At 32.8% G+C, this 23560-nt stretch carries 23 protein-coding genes and 1 other RNA gene; 10 read left to right on the top strand and 14 right to left on the bottom strand.

Annotated features, from left to right (window positions below):
- Positions 1-36: 36 nt before the first annotated feature.
- The gene (locus AAFN75_RS13390; protein ID WP_411806796.1) at positions 37-588 is read left to right on the top strand and encodes a DUF1572 family protein; all 552 of its coding nucleotides are present in this window, start codon (positions 37-39) and stop codon (positions 586-588) included.
- A gap of 414 nt (positions 589-1002) precedes the next feature.
- Here the strand turns inward: AAFN75_RS13390 and AAFN75_RS13385 are convergent, their stop codons facing one another.
- The gene (locus AAFN75_RS13385) at positions 1003-2286 is read right to left on the bottom strand and encodes an NAD(P)/FAD-dependent oxidoreductase (protein ID WP_411806795.1); all 1284 of its coding nucleotides are present in this window, start codon (positions 2284-2286) and stop codon (positions 1003-1005) included.
- Between the two features lie 178 nt (positions 2287-2464).
- Here AAFN75_RS13385 and lpdA point away from each other — a divergent pair, with 178 nt between their 5' ends.
- Positions 2465-3841: a dihydrolipoyl dehydrogenase gene (gene lpdA / locus AAFN75_RS13380; protein ID WP_411806794.1), complete on the top strand. Its 1377-nt coding sequence runs from the start codon at positions 2465-2467 to the stop codon at positions 3839-3841.
- Between the two features lie 57 nt (positions 3842-3898).
- Here the strand turns inward: lpdA and AAFN75_RS13375 are convergent, their stop codons facing one another.
- From AAFN75_RS13375 to AAFN75_RS13360, 4 genes are all read right to left on the bottom strand, one after another.
- Positions 3899-4396, bottom strand: coding sequence for a hypothetical protein (locus AAFN75_RS13375; protein ID WP_411806793.1), 498 nt, complete (start codon positions 4394-4396; stop codon positions 3899-3901).
- A gap of 164 nt (positions 4397-4560) precedes the next feature.
- Positions 4561-4974: a type II 3-dehydroquinate dehydratase gene (gene aroQ, locus AAFN75_RS13370; protein WP_144117133.1), complete on the bottom strand. Its 414-nt coding sequence runs from the start codon at positions 4972-4974 to the stop codon at positions 4561-4563.
- Positions 4975-5056: 82 nt separating this feature from the next.
- On the bottom strand, positions 5057-5677 hold the full coding sequence (locus AAFN75_RS13365) for an outer membrane beta-barrel protein (RefSeq protein WP_411806792.1): 621 nt from the start codon (positions 5675-5677) through the stop codon (positions 5057-5059).
- A gap of 241 nt (positions 5678-5918) precedes the next feature.
- Positions 5919-6425 carry a porin family protein gene (locus tag AAFN75_RS13360; protein WP_144117131.1) on the bottom strand — a complete coding sequence of 169 codons (507 nt, stop codon included), beginning with the start codon at positions 6423-6425 and terminating at the stop codon, positions 5919-5921.
- 220 nt (positions 6426-6645) lie between these two features.
- On the opposite strand from AAFN75_RS13360, the gene xerD reads away from it, so the two are divergent.
- Together xerD and AAFN75_RS13350 are read left to right on the top strand one after the other, a co-directional pair.
- The gene (xerD, locus tag AAFN75_RS13355; RefSeq protein WP_411806791.1) at positions 6646-7542 is read left to right on the top strand and encodes a site-specific tyrosine recombinase XerD; all 897 of its coding nucleotides are present in this window, start codon (positions 6646-6648) and stop codon (positions 7540-7542) included.
- 123 nt (positions 7543-7665) lie between these two features.
- Positions 7666-8838: a sensor histidine kinase gene (locus AAFN75_RS13350; protein ID WP_411806790.1), complete on the top strand. Its 1173-nt coding sequence runs from the start codon at positions 7666-7668 to the stop codon at positions 8836-8838.
- Positions 8839-8879: 41 nt separating this feature from the next.
- Here AAFN75_RS13350 and rny read toward each other — a convergent pair whose 3' ends face one another.
- The 4 genes from rny to AAFN75_RS13330 form a co-directional block, all read right to left on the bottom strand.
- The gene (gene rny, locus AAFN75_RS13345; RefSeq protein ID WP_411806789.1) at positions 8880-10454 is read right to left on the bottom strand and encodes a ribonuclease Y; all 1575 of its coding nucleotides are present in this window, start codon (positions 10452-10454) and stop codon (positions 8880-8882) included.
- Between the two features lie 102 nt (positions 10455-10556).
- Positions 10557-10687, bottom strand: a non-coding RNA gene (gene ssrS, locus AAFN75_RS13340) — 6S RNA.
- Between the two features lie 64 nt (positions 10688-10751).
- Complete coding sequence (locus AAFN75_RS13335; RefSeq protein WP_411806788.1) at positions 10752-11039, bottom strand: cell division protein ZapA; 288 nt, start codon at positions 11037-11039, stop codon at positions 10752-10754.
- 15 nt (positions 11040-11054) lie between these two features.
- Positions 11055-11345, bottom strand: coding sequence for a hypothetical protein (locus AAFN75_RS13330; RefSeq protein ID WP_411806787.1), 291 nt, complete (start codon positions 11343-11345; stop codon positions 11055-11057).
- Between the two features lie 177 nt (positions 11346-11522).
- Between AAFN75_RS13330 and AAFN75_RS13325 the strand changes: the two genes are divergently transcribed.
- Entirely contained in the window at positions 11523-13208 is a 1686-nt protein-coding gene (locus tag AAFN75_RS13325; RefSeq protein WP_411806786.1) for a M23 family metallopeptidase, read from the top strand.
- An 11-nt stretch (positions 13209-13219) separates the two neighbouring features.
- A complete protein-coding gene (locus tag AAFN75_RS13320) occupies positions 13220-15679 on the top strand; it encodes a carboxypeptidase-like regulatory domain-containing protein (RefSeq protein ID WP_411806785.1) in 2460 nt (819 codons plus the stop codon).
- A 4-nt stretch (positions 15680-15683) separates the two neighbouring features.
- Here AAFN75_RS13320 and AAFN75_RS13315 read toward each other — a convergent pair whose 3' ends face one another.
- Positions 15684-17114 (bottom strand): cell wall anchor protein, encoded by a 1431-nt coding sequence (locus AAFN75_RS13315; protein ID WP_411806784.1) that lies wholly within the window; start codon positions 17112-17114, stop codon positions 15684-15686.
- A 126-nt stretch (positions 17115-17240) separates the two neighbouring features.
- The gene (locus AAFN75_RS13310) at positions 17241-18386 is read right to left on the bottom strand and encodes a cysteine desulfurase family protein (RefSeq protein ID WP_411806783.1); all 1146 of its coding nucleotides are present in this window, start codon (positions 18384-18386) and stop codon (positions 17241-17243) included.
- 264 nt (positions 18387-18650) lie between these two features.
- Here AAFN75_RS13310 and AAFN75_RS13305 point away from each other — a divergent pair, with 264 nt between their 5' ends.
- Positions 18651-19568, top strand: coding sequence for a hypothetical protein (locus AAFN75_RS13305; protein WP_411806782.1), 918 nt, complete (start codon positions 18651-18653; stop codon positions 19566-19568).
- On the opposite strand, the gene AAFN75_RS13300 is transcribed toward AAFN75_RS13305, so the two are convergent.
- The gene (locus AAFN75_RS13300) at positions 19569-20129 is read right to left on the bottom strand and encodes a Smr/MutS family protein (RefSeq protein ID WP_411806781.1); all 561 of its coding nucleotides are present in this window, start codon (positions 20127-20129) and stop codon (positions 19569-19571) included. It abuts the gene before it with no gap.
- Between the two features lie 2 nt (positions 20130-20131).
- Positions 20132-20320: a hypothetical protein gene (locus tag AAFN75_RS13295; RefSeq protein ID WP_411806780.1), complete on the bottom strand. Its 189-nt coding sequence runs from the start codon at positions 20318-20320 to the stop codon at positions 20132-20134.
- Positions 20321-20485: 165 nt separating this feature from the next.
- On the opposite strand from AAFN75_RS13295, the gene AAFN75_RS13290 reads away from it, so the two are divergent.
- From AAFN75_RS13290 to AAFN75_RS13280, 3 genes are all read left to right on the top strand, one after another.
- Complete coding sequence (locus AAFN75_RS13290; RefSeq protein WP_411806779.1) at positions 20486-22360, top strand: T9SS type A sorting domain-containing protein; 1875 nt, start codon at positions 20486-20488, stop codon at positions 22358-22360.
- A 62-nt stretch (positions 22361-22422) separates the two neighbouring features.
- On the top strand, positions 22423-22698 hold the full coding sequence (locus AAFN75_RS13285) for a DUF2752 domain-containing protein (protein WP_144117118.1): 276 nt from the start codon (positions 22423-22425) through the stop codon (positions 22696-22698).
- Positions 22699-22707: 9 nt separating this feature from the next.
- Positions 22708-23034: a CCC motif membrane protein gene (locus tag AAFN75_RS13280; protein ID WP_411806778.1), complete on the top strand. Its 327-nt coding sequence runs from the start codon at positions 22708-22710 to the stop codon at positions 23032-23034.
- Between the two features lie 74 nt (positions 23035-23108).
- On the opposite strand, the gene AAFN75_RS13275 is transcribed toward AAFN75_RS13280, so the two are convergent.
- Complete coding sequence (locus tag AAFN75_RS13275; protein ID WP_411806777.1) at positions 23109-23558, bottom strand: DUF5362 family protein; 450 nt, start codon at positions 23556-23558, stop codon at positions 23109-23111.
- Between the last annotated feature and the right edge of the window lie 2 nt (positions 23559-23560).

Here is a 23560-nt window from a genome sequence, read left to right as displayed (position 1 = left end):
CTTGCTATTTAAAAATTGACGCTTTACCTTTATTATATGGAAAGTTATTTAGAAAGTGTAATTAAACAGTTTGAATATTATAAAAGTTTAGGCGATAAAACGTTTAAACAGCTAAGTTTTGATGACATGCTTTGGCAAAGTGATGAAGATGCCAACAGTATTGCAATACTTGCTAAACATATGGCTGGCAACATGCGAAGCAGATGGACCAATTTTTTAACTGAAGACGGCGAAAAAAGCTGGCGAAACAGGGATGATGAATTTGTTAGTGACTTCATTTCGGAAGAAGCTGTAATAGCTGCTTGGGAAAGCGGATGGTTTTGTTTATTTAAAGTTATTAAAGATTTAAAACCCGAAGATTTAGAACGTATTATTTACATTAGAAACGGAGGTCACACTGTTACCGAGGCCATTAATAGACAACTAGCCCATTATGCTTACCACGTAGGACAAATTGTTTTTTTAGGCAAACTTTTAAAAGGAAAGGAATGGAAATCGTTATCTATTCCAAAAAGTGATTCTGCAGAGTATAATAAGGACAAGTTTAATAATGATAAGGAACGCAGACATTTTACTGATGATCTTTAAATAAGTCGCAGTATGCAGTTTGTTTCGTTATGGTTATAAGCTTTAATTCATAAAAAAAAGATGCAAGTATTTTGTCTTGTGAAGATCTGGAGTCTTAGCATTATTTAAGAAGTTTACCTGACCTGCGAGGTTTTAAAAACCTTGTAGGTCTTTTTTCTTTTGATAAAACTCATCTGTAAAAAGGCGTGAAAAACTAAATCTTTAAACCATTATTTACTAAGTATGCCCCCAATAAGAATTGAGGCCATTACTGAAGCTCTTTTTGTGTTGTTACACCCCTGTCTGCCTACATGCAGATATGCAACACAAAAAAGCGACTGCTTAAATATTTATAGTCACGATTTCATATAATAAAAATATAAACCGATGAGTAAAGCTTGACCCGATTTTTCTTCGGGAATCGGCCAAAGGTTATTATACTTTATGTTTGTTTTTAAAGGGACGAATTATTAATCGGGCTTCCCTATCGAAACGGACATAATTATACACCCAGTTTACAAACACCACCATTCGGTTTCTGAACCCTATTAGGAAAAACAGGTGCACGAACATCCAAACATACCAAGCGAAAACACCTTGAAATTTCCATCGTTTTAAATCGACTACGGCTTTATTTCGGCCAATGGTTGCCATAGCACCTTTGTCGGTATAGCTAAAGGGCTCCATAGGTTGGTTTTCAATAAGTTTTAAAATATTATCGCCTAATTGGTCGCCTTGTTGTATGGCAGGTTGCGCCATCATAGGGAAACCATGCGGAAACTCGTCACTTACCAAGCAGGCAATATCTCCAATAGCAAATATGTGGTTATAGCCTTTTACTTGGTTAAACTCGTTTACCAAAAGCCTGTTGCCACGGCTAACAAGATCTTGTGCATCTAAACCTTTTATGGTGGCTCCTTTTACGCCTGCCGCCCAAACTAGAGTGGCGGTTTCGAAGGTTAAATCGGTATTTGTGGTAACCGTTTTACCATCGTAATTGGTTACTCTAACGTTTTTCCATACATTAACACCTAGTTTTTCTAAAAATTCCTCTGCTTGTTCCGAGGCCTGCGCACTCATACCTTTTAATATACAATTACTAGATTGTATAATATGAATTTGTGCTAAACGCGTATCTAGGTCTGGGTAGTCTTTTGGTAGGATGCCTTTTTTAATTTCGGCCAATGCACCAGCTAGCTCTACGCCTGTTGGTCCGCCACCTACAATTACAAAATTCATTAAAGCGTTACGCTCGTTTAAATCTGAGGTTAAAAGAGCATCTTCAAAATTTTCGAGAATTAAACTTCTTAAATCTAAAGACTGCGGTATGGTTTTCATGGCCATACTGTGTTTTTCAATTTCGGTATTACCAAAAAAGTTTGTTGTAGAGCCCGAAGCCACGACTAAATAATCGAACTTTAAGTTACCTATATTGGTTTTTACCTTGCTTTTTTGAGTATCTATCTCCTCTACAATAGCCAAACGGAAATAGAAATTTGGAAAGTCTTTTAAAATTTTACGAATAGGGTAAGCAATAGAGTCTGGCTCTAAACCACCTGTAGATACTTGATATAGTAGAGGCTGAAAGGTGTGATAGTTATTTTTATCTAAAAGTACAACTTGCACTTCTTGTTTGGATAATTTTTTTGCTAAGGCAACGCCTGCAAAACCGCCGCCAATAATTACAATGCGAGGAAAACTCGTTCTAGGTATGTTCATAAATAAAAACTTGCAACGCAAAGGTAATAAAACAAGCACAGATTCTATTCCTTATTATGAGGTTACAAAACAACAGTTACATAATGGATATTACTTAATATTTTTTTAGGATTTAATAAGCTGTCTATTCTTTTTTAAAAATCGATTTCGTAAATTCGCATTCTAAACTTTTTAACAAATGAGTAAATACGATATTATTGTTCTTGGAAGTGGTCCTGGTGGTTATGTAACAGCTATTAGAGCATCACAATTAGGTTTTAAAACCGCTATTGTTGAAAAAGAAAATCTTGGTGGCGTATGCTTAAACTGGGGTTGTATTCCAACAAAAGCTTTATTAAAATCGGCTCAGGTTTTTGAATACCTAAAGCATGCTGAGGACTATGGTTTAAAAGTAAAAGATGCAGAACATGATTTTGATGCTGTTGTAAAACGTAGCCGTGGGGTTGCAGATGGTATGAGCAAAGGTGTTCAGTTTTTAATGAAGAAGAATAAAATTGATGTTATTGAAGGTTACGGTACACTAAAACCAGCTAAAAAAGTTGAAGTTGATGGTACAGAATATAGCGCCGATAACATAATAATTGCAACTGGTGCACGTTCTCGTGAGTTACCTAGTTTACCACAAGATGGCGAAAAGGTAATTGGTTACAGACAAGCCATGACTTTAAAGAAACAACCAAAGAAAATGATTGTGGTTGGATCTGGTGCTATTGGTGTTGAGTTTGCATATTTTTATAACTCTATTGGTACAGAAGTTACTATAGTTGAATATTTACCAAAAATTGTTCCTGTTGAGGATGATGATGTGTCTAAGCAATTAGAGCGTTCGTTTACAAAATCTGGAATAAATATAATGACATCGGCCGAAGTAACATCCGTTGATACTTCTGGAAAAGGTGTTAAAGCTACTGTAAAAACAAGTAAAGGTGAAGAAGTACTTGAAGCAGATATTATTTTAAGTGCCGTTGGTATTAAATCTAATATTGAAAACATTGGTTTAGAAGATGTAGGTATTGTTGTTGATAGAGATAAAATTATTGTTAACGATTTTTACCAAACTAACATTCCTGGTTATTATGCTATTGGAGATGTTACTCCTGGTCAAGCTTTAGCTCATGTCGCTTCCGCGGAAGGGATACTATGTGTGGAAAAACTTGCAGGAATGCATGTTGAAGCTATAGACTACGGAAACATACCAGGTTGTACATATTGTTCTCCTGAAATTGCATCGGTTGGATTAACCGAAAAGCAAGCAAAGGATAAGGGTTTAGATATTAAAGTTGGTAAATTCCCATTCTCTGCTTCTGGTAAAGCAAGTGCTGGTGGAAATAAAGAAGGCTTTGTAAAAGTTATTTTTGATGCCAAATATGGCGAATGGTTAGGTTGCCACATGATTGGTGCTGGTGTTACCGATATGATTGCTGAAGCTGTTTTAGGACGTAAACTTGAAACTACAGGTCACGAGGTATTAAAAACTATTCACCCTCACCCTACAATGAGTGAAGCGGTAATGGAAGCTGTTGCAGCTGCTTATGACGAAGTAATACATTTATAAGACTATAAACGTTTAAACGATATAAAAAATGCGATTCAAAACTGAATCGCATTTTTTTTAGAATTTATATTTAGCACCCAACTTTAAAATCGAATTAGTAGTTGGCAGACTGGTTTTAAAAGAATTCTCACTTTCTAAGTTATAATTAAACCTCGCCTCCATTAAAAACGATTCGTTAAACTCGTATTGTACACCTAAGGTTCCCGACGAGCTTACCTCTTCTAACGTTCCGTTTACGAGTAATAAATTTAATGTTGGCCCAAACAAAACATGAAACTTATTACTAATGCTATATTTTGCCAGTAAAGGAAAATCTTTTACCATATAATTTATACTAAAACCACCAAAGTTAGTTTGCACGTTTTCAGCTCTTAAAATCCAGTTTTTACTTATATTATATTCTGAAAAGTAGGTAGCGAAGGGTAAGACTTCGTTATTAATATTAACCTCATTACTAATGTTAAACGACGCTTCCTTTATAGTATCACTTTCCTGCCCATTAACATTGCAAAAACAAGGACAGATTATCCATAAAATAATTAAGATTCCTCTCATAGCACAGAATTGTAAATTTAATACTACACAAACCTAAACTATATTATTTAAATTTATCTTAAAAATTTTATAATAAAAAATGCGATTCAAAACTGAATCGCATTTTTTATATGGTTTTTATTTAGCGTTTCTCACCTTTCAAGGAAGCTAATTACATCCTTATTCTAAAAGCTCTGAATAGCCAACTCGTAACTTTGTAAGCCAAAGCCAAGAATAACACCCTTAGCATTAGGCGAAATAAAAGATTGATGCCTAAACTCCTCGCGATTAAACGTATTTGAAATATGCACTTCTACAACGGGCGTTTCAATAGCTTTAATAGCATCGCCAATACCAATAGAAGTATGTGTATAAGCCGCTGCGTTTAAAATAATACCATCAAAATTAAAACCGACTTCATGCAATTTATCTATTAATTCGCCCTCTATATTCGATTGAAAATAATCAATAGAGACGTCCGGGTATTTACCTTTCACTTCTTCTAAAAACTCTGTAAAAGACAAACTTCCGTAAATATTAGGTTCTCTCTTACCTAATAAATTTAAATTAGGACCGTTTATTATGATTAGTTTTTTCATGTAGTAAAGATATTTAAAAAATGAGCATAAAAAAACCGAAGCTATTAACTTCGGTTTTTTTTACTATTATTTGATTTATTTATTATAATTTGAATAGTAAACCAAAAGAAGTATTACCTCCAAATGGATTAGCAACATCTCCAAAACCTAAGTTAAAATTAGAATCTGCTTTTGCACCATCAGCATCTACCTTTGTAGATGTGAAACCTAATACGTTTCTTAAACCAAAAGTTAAAGCAATTTTTTCTGTTACAAAATAGTTAATACCTAAGTCTAAACTAGCACCAATAGCGTTAACTTTAAAGTCGCTAATTTTATTATCACTAGTAGCATAAGTAATACCAAACTCAGTAAATGTTTTAAAACGTTGTCCTAAATCTAAAAAGTAGTAACGAGCAAACACTCCAGCACCAAATGTAGAGTTATCAACAGTATCAGTTCCTGAAACTTCTTCTTTAAATGAATTAAAAGTTAATTGACCTCCAATAGCTAAATCTTCATTTAAAAAGAAACCAACTTTAGGAGCAATTGTAAAACTGTTTGTTTTTTCATCAAAGTTTTTGTCATTAGTACTACTAAATCCGATGTTACCTTCTAAAAAGACATCACCTTCATTAAATCCATAAGCTTTTGCATCATCTTGAGCATTTACATTTGATAATCCGAATACTGCAACCGCAGCAATAATTAATAATTTTTTCATAATTGTTTAAGTTTGATTGTTTGAATAATTTCGGTGGCAAATCTAATTTTTAGAACTGTAGTAGAAGTCTATAAAATGTTAAAATATAATGCATTTCATCGATTAAACAAGCGCTTTTAAGGATGTTTTTACTAAAAACCAAGTACTATTTATTTTATCTTTTAAGTGCTTTTATTTCAGTTTATTGCATAAAAAAAAAGGGAAGCTATTAACTTCCCTTTTTTTTATTAAATACTTAAATTTATAGCTTATAACCTACGCCAACGAAAAATCCACTTAATTTAGAAGAATACCCACTTGGAGCATCTTCAATTAAGTTAGCTAAACCTAAACTATATCTAGCTTCAACAAAAAACTGCTCAGAAATGTCGTAGGCAGCTCCAGCTTCAACACCAAAATTTAACGACTTTACACCTTCTCCTGTATCAAGCAAAATCCCTAAACTAGGACCAGCTAAAACACTAAACTCCTCCGAAACAGGAATTTTAGCCATAAGAGGAATAGCGATTTGATCTAATTCATCAATAGAAACATACATAACACTAGGTTGAAATACAAATGATTCTGAAACATCAATATCAGCAAAAGCACCAATATAAAAGCCAGTTTCTGAAGTGGAAACACTTGCTCCTTCAGCTTTAAACTTCATAGAAGCAAAATCAGCACCTGCTTTTAAACCAAAGTTTTGAGCACTAACGCTTGTTAATCCGAATACTGCAATAGCAGCGCATAAAAATAATTTTTTCATAATTTAAAATGTTTTTAGTTTGATTACAGCAAATTAAAGCTAAATTTTTGAAAAATACTACAAATACATCAATGTTATTAACAATTTTGTCAACAATATTTAGTAAAACACTGTATTTAAGGGTTTTAAAATTCAACTTATTAACAATTCTAGCTAATAATTTAACCGCATTGCATAAAAAAACTACACATTGTACCTATAAATAGTTACTTTTACAACTATGAAATGGAAACATGCTTTAAACGATTACCAACTATATTTAAAGATAGAACGCGGGTTATCGCAAAATTCTATCGATAATTATGCCTTGGACGTTACGAAGCTAATAAACTTTGTAGAAGCTAATAATATAAACCATACGCCTGTTAATATTACCGTAGAGCTTATTCAACAATTTATTTATGAGATTGCTAAAATTGTTAATGCTAGATCGCAATCTAGAATAATATCTGGCCTGCGCAGTTTTTTTAATTATTTAGTATTTGAAGATTACCGAAAAGACAATCCGTTAGAATTAATTGAATCTCCCAAAATAGGAAGGAAACTACCAGACACCCTATCGGAAGCCGAAATAGATACAATAATAAAAGCTATTGATTTAAGTAAGCCTGAAGGCGAACGTAATAGAGCCATGTTAGAAACCTTATATGGTTGTGGCTTACGCGTTAGCGAGTTAATAAACCTAAAAATATCAGACCTATTTTTTGATGAAGGCTTTATAAAAGTTACCGGTAAAGGAGACAAGCAGCGTTTTGTCCCTATTATAGATGTTACCAAAAAATATATAAATATTTATAGGACTAGTATTCGGGTTCATTTAAACATTAAACCGGGGCACGAGGATACCTTATTTTTAAACAGACGAGGTAAACAGTTAACGCGCGCTATGATTTTTACCATAATTAAACAATTAGCGGTGAAAATTGGGTTAGAAAAAAATATTTCGCCACATACTTTTAGACATTCTTTTGCCACACATCTATTACAAAACAATGCCGATTTACGCTCTATTCAGCTTATGCTAGGACACGAAAGTATTACTACCACTGAAATCTATGTGCATTTAGATAAAAGTCATTTAAGCGAGGTGGTTGAGAAATACCACCCTAGAAACTAATAGAAAGTAAAAAAAAGAGAACTCTACTACATCTATTTCTTTTATTTCCAGCTAATTATTTGTAAATTTATAAAAACCAATCCCCTAGATCTTATTAAACTAACATAATAACAACTTTTATATATGCCAATATTTAACAAAGTTAGAGGATTATTGAAGTTGGATAAGACTGATATTCCCCTTAACAATGTTGGACAAGAAAATTCAAAATGGGAATTAGCGGTAGACATTACCAATATTGGTGTTTGGGAGTTTGATGCCACCATTAATAAAGTATACTTCTCTGAATCTTCTAAAAGAATTATTGGTTTTGAGAATGACACTACCTTTGGATCCAATGTTAATGATTGGAATAAACGCGTTCACCCCGACGACAGAGATAAATATTATAAAGACTACCAAGACCATTTAGAAGGCCTAAAACCTATTTACATTAATGAACACCGCGTAAAATGTAAAGACGGTACTTACAAATGGATATTAGACAAAGGCAAAATTATAAAATGGGATGATAACGGTACACCTATTCGTTTTTTAGGTACACATATAGATATTACCAACCTTATTGAAAATGAAATTAAAATATCGAACACGTTAAACCTTGTTAGTAAACAAAATAATAGACTTAAAAACTTTGCGCATATTGTTACTCATAATTTAAAACAACATGCTAGTAATTTTGAGAGTTTATTAAAATTTCATGAAGAATCTAAGTCTGAAAAGGAAAAAGAAGACCTATTACAATATCTTAAAAGCTTATCTGCTTCGCTTACTAAAACCATTAGTAACTTGCATGAAATTGTATCGATACAAAACCATAAACCTACGGCATTTAAAAAACTCTATTTAGCCGAAGAGACAGATAAAATACTAAACATGTTAAACCTTGTTATTACAGAAAACAAGGCTACTATTAACAACAATATAAACCCTAAGCTATTTATTTATTATAATGCGATATACTTAGAGAGCATTATACAAAACCTACTTACTAATGCTATAAAATACAAACATCCAGATAGAGATCCCGTAGCTACTGTTAGCACGATTATTAAAGACGAAAAACTCCAAGTTATTGTTTCTGATAACGGTATTGGAATTGATTTAGAAAAATATGGCGATTCTATTTTTGGCTTGTACAAAACATTTCATAACAATAAAGATTCGGAAGGTGTTGGTTTATACTTGATAAAAAACCAAATAGAGACTTATGGCGGCAAAATAACCGTTGAAAGCACTCTTAATGTAGGCACTACGTTTACGGTAACTATACCAAACAAAAAAAGTCCAGTTTAAAACTGGACTTTTTTATATATTAAATAATCTTAATTTTCTTTTTACTTAGCAATATTAACTGCTCTTGTTTCTCTAATGACAGTTACTTTAACTTGACCTGGATACGTCATATCAGTTTGTACTTTTTGAGAAATACTAAATGATAAATCTGCCGCTTTTTGATCGTCTACTTTTTCGCTTTCAACAATAACACGTAGTTCTCTACCCGCCTGAATTGCGTAAGCTTTTTTAACACCATTAAATCCAAAAGCAATATCTTCTAAATCTTTTAAACGCTGTATATAACTATCTAAAACTTGACGTCTTGCTCCTGGTCTTGCTCCCGAAATAGCATCACAAACTTGAACAATAGGTGCTAATAACGATTTCATTTCTATTTCGTCGTGGTGTGCTCCAATAGCATTACAAACATCTGGTTTTTCACCAAACTTCTCAGCCCATTGCATACCTAAAATAGCGTGTGGAGTTTCCATATCTGCTTCTGCATCTGGCACTTTTCCTATATCATGTAATAAACCTGCTCTTTTAGCCATTTTAGGATTTAAACCTAATTCTGCTGCCATTACCCCACAAAGCTTAGCCACTTCACGCGAGTGTTGCAACAAGTTTTGGCCGTAAGACGAACGGTATTTCATTCTACCAACCATTTTAATTAACTCAGGATTTAAATTATGAATACCTAAGTCTATAACAGTACGCTTACCAACTTCTATAATTTCCTGCTCGATTTGCTTTTGAGTTTTCTTAACAATCTCTTCAATTCTAGCAGGGTGAATTCTACCATCGGTAACTAATTTGTGTAATGATAAACGTGCTACTTCTCTTCGTACAGAATCAAAACATGATAAAATGATTGCTTCAGGAGTATCATCTACAATAATCTCAACACCTGTTGCTGCTTCAATAGCTCTAATATTACGACCTTCTCGACCAATAATACGTCCTTTAACATCATCAGATTCAATATTAAAAACAGACACACAGTTATCTACCGCTTCTTCTGTTCCAATACGCTGTATGGTGTTTATTATAATTTTCTTAGCATCTTGTTCTGCTGTAAGTTTAGCTTCTTCTAAAGAGCTTTGTATAAAAGCCATAGCATCATTTTTAGCTTCACCTTTTAAAGATTCTACTAATTGCTCTTTAGCTTCTTCTGCAGAAAGGCTTGATATAACCTCTAATTGCTGTACTTGGCTTTTATGTAACCTATCTACCTCTTCCTGCTTTTTATCTAAAACATCAAGCCTATGGTTGTAGTCATTAATTTTACTTTCAAGACTTTCGTTATGCTTTTTACTTTTAGCTAATTCGCTAGACGCTTGCGACTCTTTATCGCGTGTTCTTTTTTCAGATTCAGCCATTTTTTTATCGCGTGCTAAAATGACCTTTTCATGCTCAGATTTTAGTTCGATAAATTTTTCTTTAGCCTGAAGAATTTTATCTTTTTTAAGGCTTTCACCTTCGCTGTTTGCTTCTTTGAGTATTAAAGCCGCATTTTTTTTCGCTTCTTTTACAAGTTTTGAAGCATTATTTTTTTCTAGTGTTTTTGCTATTACAAAGCCAATTATTAGCCCTAATATAACACCACCTACTGCAAATATAATTGAGTTATCCATCGTTAATTTAGTTGATTATAATATAAAATGCCCTTTTGACTATTTAATCATTTCAGTCAAATTGGTATATAAAAAAGCCTACACCAGTATAAAGTTTTGTATAAACTCCTTAAAAACAAGTTTAGGGCTAACAAGCTGATCAAGGATCTGCTCGAGTAACCAAAAATAAATTTGGTACTAGCAGCTTGCTTTTACAACTTAAACTCACCCTTTTTAAAGAATTAACGTTGAGTTTATCAAAAAAAATAACCAATGTAGGCAGTAACTTTTAGTTTATTTTAAAGAACGTATTAGAGACTATATTTGCGATTGTAATAAATCGTTTAAAGCATTTAGTTTTTCTTCTACATGCTCACTTACAGTTGCTTTATCTATAGACTTCTGCTCTACTTGAGATGCAAATTGTAAGGCACACATAGCCAAAACATCTTGTTTATCTCGAACAGAATAACTTTGCTCAAATTGTTTTATCATCACTTCAATGTTCTTAGCCGCTTTTCGCAATCCTTCCTCTTGACTTGCATCAATCGTTAAAGGATATACTCGGTTAGCTATAGACAGCTTTATTTTAAGCTTTTCGGACATTGAATGTAATTAACTTTAATCAGCGAGTTGAGCAATACAATGATCAATATCTCTAATTAATGCGTTTATTTTAAGCTTAGTTTCTCTTTTATTTTCGTCACTACCAAGTATTGTATTTGCCATTTTAAGCGCTTCGTACTTTTCTTCCCAACTAGCAATATGCTTTTGTTGTGTTAAATTTTCTTGCTTTGAAATCTCTAATTCTTCATTTAATTTCAAATTAGCACGTTGTAAAAGCTCAAGTTTGTGTAATATTTTACTAATCTTGTTTTCTAAAGAATCTACAATATCTTCAATATTACTCATTTACAAATTTCAATACTTACCTTACAAAGTTAACATTCTTAGCCATAAATTACAATTGTTTTGTCATAAAATTTCAGTTTCATAATTTATCATGGTATCAAAAAACACATGGCTTGATTATTGTATTATTTTTTGCACTTTCATATCAAATTAATATTTTAGCCATAATACTCATATATGCGAATTATACTGTCCCTCATTTTAGTTTTTTCATTATTCAGTAATGCTCAAAACAATTACCCACAAGATTATTTTAGTTCACCACTAGAAATTCCATTAGTTTTGGCTGGCACGTTTGCCGAATTACGTTCTAATCATTTTCACTCGGGTGTCGATATAAAAACTCAGCAACGCGTAGGTTTAAAAGTTAAGGCTGTAGCTAGTGGTTTTGTTAGCAGAATAAAAGTATCGCATTATGGTTACGGCAAAGCCTTATACATAACCCATCCAAATGGTTATACCTCGGTGTATGCGCATCTTCAAAAATTCTCGCCAGATATTGAAGCCTTCATCAAAAAGCAACAGTACGAGCAAGAATCTTATGAAATTGAATTATTCCCTAAAGCCGAAGATTTACCACTTTTAAAGGACAGCCTAGTTGCTTACAGCGGAAACACAGGAAGTTCTGGCGGTCCACATTTACATTTCGAAATTAGAGATAAAGAAGAACGCCCAATTAACCCAATGCTTTTTGGGATGGATATAAAAGACACCACCTATCCAACGGTGAAATCGATTTACGCTTATCCTTTAGATGACCATTCGTTTATTAATAAATCGAATACCAAACAAAAATTACGATTAACAGCGCTTAAAAATGGTGATTACACTACAGAAAACATTGAAGCCTTTGGTAATATTGGTTTTGCGGTAAACACTATAGACAGGCAAGATTTGGCAGCAAACTCTAATGGTGTATATAACATTCAAACCTTTATAAATGGAAATAGAAATTTTGAAATAGACTTTGGACGCTTCTCTTTTGATGAAACCAAACATATTAATCAGTTAATAGACTATGAACATTTTACAACCGAAAAGCAACGGATTCAAAAATTATTCAAGAAAAACAATCCGCTAAGTCTATATAAATCGGTGTTAAATGATGGTGTAATTAAAGTAGAAGACAGCACCTATTCAATATATAAAATAAGAGTAGCCGATTTTAAAAACAATGAATCTTGGATAACTGTGCATATTAAAGGCAGCAAACAAAGCATTACTAAGCCTAAAGAAAAACGTATTACACCATACTACATTAAGGCTAACCAAGCTACAAACTTAAAAGCAGGTAATGTAACAGTCGATTTTTATAAAGACACTTTTTACGAAGATTTCTATTTAGATTTTGAAGTGAAAAATGACACACTTAAACTTCATAAAGACATTAAGCCTACTAAAAAGAATTTTAATATTACCTACGATGTAAGTAGGTTTACAAACGAAGACAAAAACAAACTATATATAGCCAAATTAATAGGATACAAAAATTATCCAGCCTACACGTCAACAAAAAGAAAAGGCGATTTACTTACGGCAAGCACAAAAAAACTAGGCACATTTGCTTTAACCATGGACACAATAAGTCCTAAAATTTCGGCTGTAAATTTTAAAGACAAACAGTGGTTAAGTAAGTATCGTTATTTAAAAATTAAAATTACAGATGAAGGCTCCGGGATATCTAATTTTAGAGCATCTATAAACGGGAAATGGATTTTAATGGAGTATGAATACAAGAAGAATATGCTAACTTACGATTTTAATGATAGCATAATTACAGACACCAAAAACAATTTAAAAGTAATTGTTACTGATAATGTTGGAAATAATTCTACTTTTGAAACGTTCTTTTATAGAAAATAAATTTTACACACTTGAAGGCAAAACAACTACTAACCACTACCCTGTTTTATTTAACCATAACATTTAGTTTTGCTCAAAGCGCAACGCTTCGAGGTGTTATTTTAGATGAAAAAAATCAGCCCATTGAAAATGTTAATATTAAAACTGAAACTTCTGGTGCGCAAACAAATGCTAATGGTTTTTACACCTTAACAATTCCGGCAAGTAAAGATGTTAAGGTAGCCTTTACTCATATTTCACATAAAAAAATAGTAAGTACATTCAATTTAAAAAATGGTGAAAACTTAGAGTTTAACCCTGTAATGAGTACAACTATTGAGCAAATTGCAACCGTTATTGTAAATAGTAATAGGCGTAAAGAAGTAGAAGGCATAATAACTATAAAGCCAGATGTAATTAGAAAAATTCCTGGGGCGAATGCTGGTGTGGAAAATTTATTGCTAACCTTACCAGGAGTTAGTAATAACAACGAACTAAGTACACAATATTCTGTTCGTGGTGGAAATTATGATGAAAACTTAGTTTATGTAAATGGTATTGAAGTATATCGTCCGTTTTTAGTACGTTCAGGACAACAAGAAGGACTTAGTTTTGTAAACACAAATTTGGTACAAAACGTAGATTTTTCTGCCGGTGGTTTTCAAGCAAAGTATGGCGATAAATTATCTTCGGTATTAGATATCACCTATAAAAACCCGTATCAATTTGAAGTAAATGCCGATTTAAGTCTTTTAGGTGGCGGTCTTTCAGTTGAAAACATAAGTAAAAACTCAAAATTTACTAGTATCATTGGAGTGCGTTACCGAGATAATAGTTTGCTTGTAAATGCAAAAGAAACCGAAACCAATTTCAAACCCACTTTTGCAGATGCACAAGGATATTTCACTTATAAATTTTCGAATAAATTTCATTTAAGTTTTTTAGGTAGTGCATCTATAAATAAATATGACTTTGAACCGCAAACCCGCCAAACTAACTTCGGAACCTTAAGCGAACCTGTAGCATTATTAGTGTTTTATGATGGTCAAGAAAAAGACAGGTACCAAACCCTTTTTGGTGCTTTTAAAGGATCTTACTTTGTAAATGACGATTTAACGCTAAAATTAATAGCGTCTACCTACCATACTACTGAGGAAGAGTACTTCGACATTTTAGCGCAATATCGTTTAGGCGATGTAAATAGTAATATTGGTGATGAAAATTTAGGTGAAGTTGAGTTTAGCCAAGGTATTGGTAGCCAATTAAACCATGGTAGAAACGACCTAGATGCCTTAATAACGACTATTGAACACAAAGGAGATTTTAAAGTAAATGATAATCGTTTTGAATGGTCTGTAAAATACACTAATGAAGATATTAGAGACCGTTTGGTAGAATGGGAAACTATAGACTCTGCTGGATTTTCATTAAGACCTCCAAAAACAACTACTAACGAGCAACCTTACGCGCCTTTTACGGGTCCGTTAGTTCCTTTTCAAAATGTAAGAGCAACAAACAACACTCAAATAAACCGAATACAAGCTTATGGCCAATGGAGCAAACGTAGCACAATAGGCCGTAGTGATGTTTGGTATAACGCTGGTATTCGTGCTCATAACTGGTCTGTTAGTGGCGATGGTATTTCAACATCAAATCAAGTGGTTTTTAGTCCGCGTGCGCAATTTGCCATAAAACCAGATTGGGAAAAAGACATGCTATTTAGAGTAGCAGGAGGTTTATATTACCAACCCCCTTTTTACAGAGAACTTCGCGATGCTAATGGCGTTGTCCAACCAGATGTGAAGGCGCAAAAATCTTTTCACTTAGTTTTAGGAAACGATTATAGTTTTAAAATGTGGGATCGCCCTTTTAAATTAACCTCCGAAGCTTATTATAAAAACCTTAGTGATGTTAATCCGTATACCCTAGAAAATGTACGTATTCGTTATGCTGCCAATAATAACGCTAAAGCCTATGCTTATGGTTTAGACTTGCGTTTAAATGGAGAATTTGTTCCTGGAACAGAATCATGGCTTAGTTTTGGGTATTTAAGTACCGAAGAAAACATTGATGATAGAGGTTACATTTCAAGACCAACAGACCAGCGTTTAAAATTCGCTGCTCTATTTCAAGATTATGTGCCCAATATGCCAAATTTAAAAATGTACTTAAATATGGTATTTAACACCGGATTACCTGGAGGTTCGCCTAGTTATGCAGACCCGTATTTATATCAAAGTAGATTGCCATCATACAAACGTGCAGATTTTGGACTTCAATATGTATTGGTTGATGCTAACAAGCGTTTTGATCAAGGCTGGAAAAAACCATTTAAAGACTTGTCATTTGGTTTCGAAATATTCAACCTTTTTGATGTTCAAAACTCTATAACAAACACTTGGGTAAGAGATGTAAGTAGTAAATCGCAAATTGCTATTCCTAATTACTTAACACCACGTGTTTTTAATGTAAGAACAACTATGAAGTTTTAATTAATTATTTAATACTTAAATTTTCAGAAAATACAATAAGGCTATCTGTTCCAGAACCGGTTAATCTTTGAGTAAAAACCTCAATAAATTCTCCATTAGCTAAATCGACATTAGCATTAATAGAAACATTTTGAATTTGAGTGTCATTATCAATATACACAATAGAATTAGACTCGGTAACTATAGTTCCATTTTTCGCAATAACAAAAGCATAAAAATTACCAACAGCACCTGTTACACGTATAGATAGCGATGCATTTATTTGGAACTCTCTAGGCTTTGACCCATCATAAACCAACCTGTTATTATCTCCTAAACCTACAACAAACCTAAACAAACTGTTAGCTTCAAAACTACCGTTACCCTGTATCTCTACAGCAGTACCATTTGTTATACTTTGAGTAAAACCTGTGGTTAAATTACCATTGTAGTAAAAGTTACCAGATGCTACGCCATCGGTTTCTACTGCTATTCCCGGGGTATTAACATCCCAATCGTTAGTAAAATCATATCCTGCATATGGAGAGGTTCCATTTATATAGTTACCTCCTCCTAAAAACGAAACATTCCGTATGGAGGCTCCTCCCGTTACAGAGGTTACAGCTGAAACATCCATTCCTGCTAAAGCGGTAGTAACTTCACTAAAACCGCCTTGTCTAGATATCACATCAAAATCTCCTGTAAACGTTTCATAAACCCCTCCATTACTACTATCCCATCCACTTGAATTTATTAAAACTTCATTAATATCGGTATACGTTATTCCATCCGCATTATTTACAAACTGAACGATACTAAAAAAGATAAGATTAAATGATGACAACGTACCAACTGACGCCGAATTTGCTATAACACAATCCCTTACAATAAGCGTTTCGGCAAAGCTTCCAGTGATATCAAATACTGAGCCTCCAGTAACTGATATGGTTAGCCCTCTAATAGACCCTCCTGAAACACCTTGAAATAGTGTTCCTCCCGCTTTTAACAAAATATCTTCATTAGTATCTTCCCCTATTACGTAAGCACCATTTAAGTTTATAGGAGCAGTTAAAGTAATGGTTCCATTTATTTCATAAAGAAAATTTTCATCTAACAAATATTCTAAGCCGCCTCCTGCTGCAAGTTCATCAGCTAAGTCTGCCTCAGATTTAACTAATTTGTAATTATCTCTGGTAACGGAGCCCTCTAGTTTTACCCATACAGAACTATCAAAATAGAAAAAAGCATCTTCTTCAGTATCAAAAACCAATAGTCCTTCGGCCGGATTGCTTATAGCGATTCGATCTGCAGTTATCATTCTTGGGGCTAGAAATCCTTGAGAATCTGAGGTTATATCTAAAGCAGAAGATTCATGAGGGTCTGTGGTTCCAATACCAACTTGAGCAGAAGCCGTTGTTTGTATGGTTATAATAAAGATAAAAGTAAAAAATCTCATAACGATCCATGTTGGTTAAAGCGTGAGAGACTTTCAGTGCAAAAATATACAAAAAGAACTACATATAAAGCTTTTTATCCAATAAAAATGAATTTTAACAGATTTTACCTAAAAAAAATATAGCTGTTATTGGGCAAAAGCTTTTAAAACATCAACAACATAGTCCACTTCCTCTTTAGTATTAAAAATGCTGAAAGAGAAACGGATAGAAGGTTTTTCTAAATCCTCATTACTTAAAATTTCAGATAATACATGCGATTTTTGCGAGCTTCCGCTTTGGCAAGCACTTCCTTTAGAGCAAGCAATTCCTTTTAAATCTAATTGAAACAACAACATAGCTGCCTTTTTAGGATCAATTGGCAAACACACATTTACTAAAGTGTAAGTACTTCTATCAAAATCATTAGAACTTCCGTTAAAAGTCACGTTAGGAATTGCTGCTTTCATCGTATCAATAAAGTAGCTCTTTAACTCTTTTATATATTGTGCTTCTTTTTCTAAATTATCATTGGCCATTAGTAATGCTTTTTCCATGCCAACAATATTATGTACACTCTCTGTTCCTGCACGAAGTCCGCGCTCCTGCTCACCTCCAACAATTAAAGGCTTTAATAACCCAGAATTTTTTCTAATAAATGCAAAACCAACACCTTTAGGGCCGTGGAATTTATGTGCTGCAGCTGCTACAAAATCGACCTTAATCTCTTGTAAGTCCATGTTATAATGTCCAATAGATTGCACAGCATCCGAATGAAATAAGGCGTTATTCAATTTACACATATTGGCAACTTGCTTAATATCCAAAACAGAACCAATCTCGTTATTAATGTGCATTAAACTCACTAAGGCTTTAGCGTTTTTTTGTAATAAACGCTCTAAATGACTGTAATCTATGTGGCCACTTGGTTTAATATCCACATAACTAATAATTATACCGTACTCCTTTTGTAATTTTTGAATGGTATGTAAAACAGCATGGTGTTCAATTTTTGTGGTAATAATATGTGTTACACCCAAATCTTTTACTGCACTATTTAAAACCAAATTATCTGCTTCGGTACCACCAGAAGTAAATATAATTTCGCCTGCCGAGACATTTAAACTCTGTGCAATGGCTTTTCTTGATTTTTCAACTAATGATTTTGAAGACCTACCAAAACTATGAGAAGATGATGGGTTACCAAAATTAGTTCTCATAACTTCCGAAATAGCATGAATAACTTCTTCACGCAAAGGTGTAGTGGCTGCATTATCAAAATAAACTGACTTCATAAGGCTGTAAATTAAAGTTCAAAAATACTTGAAATAAAACGATTAGCAATCATAGCTTTTAAAGATTACATTTTAGGATAAAAAAAGTAAGGTATTTTTTATTAGTAAATTAGCTAAAACACAAGTATATTCTAATTTCCCATCGCTTTATCTAACAAAATACAAACGACAAAATAACAAAATTTACAGATTGCTTTGAACTTTATTTAGGATTACTACGTTATGAGTATCAATTCTATTATTTTTGCCTAAAACCTAGAAACAATGCGTAAGTTATTTTTTGTTTTACTCGCTTCAAGCTTACTAACCTTTAATGGTTGTGATGATGGAGATATTATAACAGTTGAATTAGATTTTGATGACACTTTTCAAGTATGTGAAGGTGGCGACGATTTGGTTTTTTACAAAACTAAAGATGATCCGTCTGAATCTTTATCTTTAAAATTAACCAATGTTAGTATTGGAAATATTCTAGATGTAGATGAAACTGGTGTATATGAAAAAACATACACCATAAGTACTACAAACCCTTTCAATTACAGAACTTATGGTAACGCATCGTTACCAAGCGATTTATTTTGTGAGGTCATACCAAGCTCTGAAGTAAATATAACTCAAGACATAGAAAGTACTAGCGGAAGCGCCTATTTAAAAACGGTTTTAACGGAAGATGACAATGATGGAATTCCTGCCGAATTAGAAGACTTGAATGGTAATGGGGATTATGAGGATGACGATACCGATGGAGATGGCATACCAAACTATATTGATGCCGATGATGATGGCGATAATATTTTAACTAAAAATGAAAATCCAGACCCAGATGGCGATGAAGATTTAAGTGATGCACAAGACACTGACGGCGATGGAACTCCGGATTATCTAGATACCGATGATGATGGAGATGGTGTTGATACAAGAGATGAAGAAAATGATAGTCAAGATCAAAATCCAGCAAACGATTTTTCCACAAGCGAAATAGCCGATTACTTGAATAAAGACATAGATACTTCTGTTTCAGCGACTGCTTACAGAGAGCATACTATTAGTCAAGAATACTTGGTAACGTTACAAATATCAAATTTTGATTTAGAGTTAATCTCATTAGATGTTTTTGATTTTGGCGCCCTAGACGATAGTGATACGACAGACACTAGAACGGTAACTCCAGATTTTCCTTAATTAATTAGCCACATTTTGGTATATATAAACCTCGGTTGCACCAAAACCATATTTTTGATAATTGGCATCGTAATACTTTACGTTGTTATAGCGGCCAAATAAATATTCGAGCTCCATTTTTAAAACACCCTCGCCCACACCATGTATAAAAACCACTTTTTGCATACGGTTTTTAATAGCATACTCTAGTTTATGTTTTGCTGTATCTAATTGAAGCGTTAGCATATCGTGATTAGACATACCGCGATAAGATTTCACCAATTGATGAATGTGCAAATCCACTTCCATTGTGGGCTGAAACCTTTCCTTTGCTTTTACCTTAGGTTGATTTTTTCGTTTAGGTATTTCTTTTTCTGAAACAACAGTTGCAATATTCGAATTTGAAAATATTTGATTAGCTATAGATTCTTTCTTATCCTTTATAACCAATTCATGGGTTTCAAAATCTAGTAAAAAACCATCTTCAGTTTCAATAGAAATGGTGGTTCCTTTTATATGTGTAATAACACCAGATAAATCTTCATCTAAAACCAAAACAAAATTACCTACCTTAAAACTCATAGTTATTGTTCTTCAGAATTATTTATATCATCATTATTTCTGCTTGGTATTGTTTTTGACACTCTGTAAATACCTATCATTAATAAAACAATACCACCAATTAATATGTATTGATTTTGATTGGCATCAACTTTAGCATACATCGCTACAAAGGCACCAATAATAATTAAAACATAATTTAAATATTTCATTCAATAGTATTTTAACCACGAAATTACATTAAAAATAACAATCCTATCAAATTGCGAAGCACTATTTTATTCCCTAAAAACAACACAACAGCGTTAAAAAGAGAGACATATATATAATACAATATAAAAATACTATCTTTACTGCTTAATTAACCCCATTTAATTATGACCTATAAATTTACTTTACTACTACTCCTTGCTGCTAATTTTATATTTAGCCAAGATCCAGATTTATATGTAGATGACAGTAGCTTTTTATATGCTAAGGATATTGTAGTGTTTGTAAATAATGATATTAGACTAGAAACTCCAACATCCAACCTATATTTTAGAGGTGATGCACAGCTTGTTCAAAACAATGACATTAAGAATTCTGATGCTGGAGCATTATCGATTTTTCAGAACCAAACATCGGGTGTTTATGAATACAATTATTTCTGTTCGCCAGTAGGTGTGCCTGTTGATGGTGCATTAAAAGCAAATGTTCCTTTTAATGGCTCTACAATATACGATCCAGCCGATGAAACAGATATAGAAAATGTAACTTCAACGCCTTATGGTTTTATTCCGGCTTACGAGGGGACAGCAACTGCATTATCTAGCCATTGGATGTACACCATACGCGATGGCGAAGGTTACTGGAATTGGAAACAAATTTTAAACACAGGAGATGCCGAAACAGGTTATGGTTTTTCATTAAAAGGAAGCCCTAACCCTAATAATATGTTAGATTTTAGAGGTAGACCAAACAATGGTACAATTACAGTAAGTTGTTCTTTTGATGGCACTGACGACCAACCATCTGGAACACCTAACAAAGTTGTAACCTTAACAGGAAACCCCTATCCTTCTGCACTAGATTTAAAATTATTTTTTGTAAACTCTGGTAGCAATCAAGCCAATTTAGATGGTGAACTATTTTTTTGGGAACAAGTTGTTAAAAGCTCGCATTTCTTAACAGATTACGAAGGTGGATATGCAACATATGCTCCAGGTGATTTAACCGACGATGCGGATAACGGTACTTATGTAGCAGCAGCTTTTAAAACTTACAATGATAGTGATGGTAGCGATAATACCTCCACTACAACGAGCACCGTAGATTACACCTTAAATAACTCTAGGCGCTATGCTGCAGTAGGTCAAGGATTTGTAATACAGAGCGATGTAAACGGAGGATATGCTACTTTTGATAATTCTATGCGCATTTATTATCCTGAAGATGCTACAGATGGATCCATTTTTACCAAAACTTCAAACAAAAAGAATAAAAGAACTTCTCAAGTAATTCCTATATCCCATAATGGTGTAGATTATAAATCTATTTTTGAAAACCCTACCATTATTCCTGAAATAAAATTGCATTCGCATATTAACAAAACGTTTTACAAGGAAAATGTAATAGCTTTTAGAGAAGGCACACCAAATAACGACGTTTTTAATAAGTTTTTTGATGCACAAAATATAAATGATTTAGCAGATGATGTTTATCTATTTTCAAGTGAAAAAGAGTTAGTACTTAAATCGATTAAATATAACGAAAACACAAGATTACCTTTAGGCATAAAAACTGCAACGAGTAATACCGTTATAAACATTACTATCCACGAATTAAAAGATATGCCTAATGGTGTAAATGTCTATATTTATGACAATGAAACAGATACGTATACCGATATTATAAACAACACGTTTAATGTTACTTTAGACAAAGGTGTATATAATAATCGTTTTGAGGTCACTTTTACTAAAACCGACACGAGTTTAAGTACTACAGAAAATACTCTTGACGATTTCATGGTATTTCAAAACAACACCATTTCTGAAATAAGTATTTTAAATCCAAACAGTTTAGACATCAAGTCTTTTACCCTTTATGATGTTGCTGGAAAACAAGTTATGCAACATGTTATTTCATCTAACTCTGCTAAACTTAGCTATTCTACCAAAGCACTTAGCGATGGTGTTTATGTTGCTAAAATCGATTTAAAAGACAATCAGGTTTTTAACAAAAAAATTATAGTAAACAATAAAAATTAAAATAAGCCAACACGTTTTCTTAAATCACTTTTAGTAATTTAGCCATATTATATTTATAATTTATGGAAGAATACATGTTGCCATGCATAAATAAAAAACTCTTTGGAGTAGATTGTATGGGTTGTGGTATGCAACGTGCAATGGCTCTGTTATTTAGAGGTGAATTTCTTGACGCTTTTCAAATGTACCCTGCTATTTATAGTTTAATTACTTTATTTTTATTCATTGGAATAAATATTTTCTTTAAATTTAAACATTCGAATAAAATAATTGGAACTCTAGCTATTTTAACTGTAGTAACAATTATAATAAGTTACATTATTAAAATAACTAATTAAAATTTACACATGGAACAACAAAAACTCAATCCAACACTTGTTTACGTATTAGCAATTTTAGGACTTTTATGCTGCTGTATGGGCGGTTTAGGATTTATTTTAGCAGGTATCGCCTTCTTTATTGCAACTAGCAAATTAAAAGCTGTAAAGCTTAACCCTGAAAATTTTGACATGGCAAGTGTAAAAGCTATGAATACCGCAAAAACAGTAGCTTTGGTTATATTAATAATAAATATTTTATACTTTGTTTATTATATTTACTTAATATCTACGGTTGGATTGGATGAAATCATGAGACAATCCCAAGAGATGATGGATCAATATCAAAACCAATAATTAAGCATAAAATTACAAATAAAAAAAGCGACCAAATGGTCGCTTTTTATATGCCTTAATGTTTACATATTTAACTAGAACAATGCCGCTCCGGTTGCTACTCCTATAATCACTAAAATATAAAGCGAAAAAATAACAATCGTAAAAATGCCCATATACTTATAATGCGATTTTAAATTTAAAAATGCCATTTTAAAAGCTTCATTATTTTTCAATTTTAAAGCTTGCTTCATTTTGTTCGAAAATTTAAACAAATACAAAACCGGAAATAAATAAACGAGTGCTAAAATAATATAAACTATTCCAACACCAGCAGAGTATCCTAATCCATAAGCATCGGTACCTCCTACTTGATTCATACCCGTGTAAAGACTAACACCAATGCCACCTAGAACCATAAATCCAATTCCAATAAAACCAAGAATTGACAAAAAATAAGTCCATTTAGCAGTTTCGTTTAAATACCCTATAATATCTTCACTTACTTCCAATTCAAAGCTTTCAAAAGCCGATTTTTGTTCCATAT

The sequence above is a fragment of the Algibacter sp. AS12 genome, from assembly GCF_046736315.1.
Classification (GTDB): Bacteria; Bacteroidota; Bacteroidia; order Flavobacteriales; family Flavobacteriaceae; genus Algibacter_B; species Algibacter_B amylolyticus.
The sequence above is the reverse complement of the archived record's forward strand: the minus strand, read 5'-3'. Positions and strand labels throughout refer to the sequence as shown.

Excerpts from the sequence above, each read along its gene's own strand:
- AAFN75_RS13305 (WP_411806782.1), top strand. The coding sequence starts at position 18,651 with ATGCGTAAGTTATTTTTTGTTTTACTCGCTTCAAGCTTACTAACCTTT.
- AAFN75_RS13315 (WP_411806784.1), bottom strand. The coding sequence starts at position 17,114 with ATGAGATTTTTTACTTTTATCTTTATTATAACCATACAAACAACGGCT.
- AAFN75_RS13335 (WP_411806788.1), bottom strand. The coding sequence starts at position 11,039 with ATGTCCGAAAAGCTTAAAATAAAGCTGTCTATAGCTAACCGAGTATAT.
- AAFN75_RS13275 (WP_411806777.1), bottom strand. The coding sequence starts at position 23,558 with ATGGAACAAAAATCGGCTTTTGAAAGCTTTGAATTGGAAGTAAGTGAA.
- AAFN75_RS13285 (WP_144117118.1), top strand. The coding sequence starts at position 22,423 with ATGGAAGAATACATGTTGCCATGCATAAATAAAAAACTCTTTGGAGTA.
- AAFN75_RS13300 (WP_411806781.1), bottom strand. The coding sequence starts at position 20,129 with ATGAGTTTTAAGGTAGGTAATTTTGTTTTGGTTTTAGATGAAGATTTA.
- AAFN75_RS13290 (WP_411806779.1), top strand. The coding sequence starts at position 20,486 with ATGACCTATAAATTTACTTTACTACTACTCCTTGCTGCTAATTTTATA.
- lpdA (WP_411806794.1), top strand. The coding sequence starts at position 2,465 with ATGAGTAAATACGATATTATTGTTCTTGGAAGTGGTCCTGGTGGTTAT.
- AAFN75_RS13360 (WP_144117131.1), bottom strand. The coding sequence starts at position 6,425 with ATGAAAAAATTATTTTTATGCGCTGCTATTGCAGTATTCGGATTAACA.
- AAFN75_RS13365 (WP_411806792.1), bottom strand. The coding sequence starts at position 5,677 with ATGAAAAAATTATTAATTATTGCTGCGGTTGCAGTATTCGGATTATCA.
- AAFN75_RS13350 (WP_411806790.1), top strand. The coding sequence starts at position 7,666 with ATGCCAATATTTAACAAAGTTAGAGGATTATTGAAGTTGGATAAGACT.
- rny (WP_411806789.1), bottom strand. The coding sequence starts at position 10,454 with ATGGATAACTCAATTATATTTGCAGTAGGTGGTGTTATATTAGGGCTA.
- aroQ (WP_144117133.1), bottom strand. The coding sequence starts at position 4,974 with ATGAAAAAACTAATCATAATAAACGGTCCTAATTTAAATTTATTAGGT.
- AAFN75_RS13385 (WP_411806795.1), bottom strand. The coding sequence starts at position 2,286 with ATGAACATACCTAGAACGAGTTTTCCTCGCATTGTAATTATTGGCGGC.
- AAFN75_RS13310 (WP_411806783.1), bottom strand. The coding sequence starts at position 18,386 with ATGAAGTCAGTTTATTTTGATAATGCAGCCACTACACCTTTGCGTGAA.
- AAFN75_RS13390 (WP_411806796.1), top strand. The coding sequence starts at position 37 with ATGGAAAGTTATTTAGAAAGTGTAATTAAACAGTTTGAATATTATAAA.
- AAFN75_RS13330 (WP_411806787.1), bottom strand. The coding sequence starts at position 11,345 with ATGAGTAATATTGAAGATATTGTAGATTCTTTAGAAAACAAGATTAGT.
- xerD (WP_411806791.1), top strand. The coding sequence starts at position 6,646 with ATGAAATGGAAACATGCTTTAAACGATTACCAACTATATTTAAAGATA.
- AAFN75_RS13295 (WP_411806780.1), bottom strand. The coding sequence starts at position 20,320 with ATGAAATATTTAAATTATGTTTTAATTATTATTGGTGCCTTTGTAGCG.
- AAFN75_RS13280 (WP_411806778.1), top strand. The coding sequence starts at position 22,708 with ATGGAACAACAAAAACTCAATCCAACACTTGTTTACGTATTAGCAATT.
- AAFN75_RS13375 (WP_411806793.1), bottom strand. The coding sequence starts at position 4,396 with ATGAGAGGAATCTTAATTATTTTATGGATAATCTGTCCTTGTTTTTGC.
- AAFN75_RS13325 (WP_411806786.1), top strand. The coding sequence starts at position 11,523 with ATGCGAATTATACTGTCCCTCATTTTAGTTTTTTCATTATTCAGTAAT.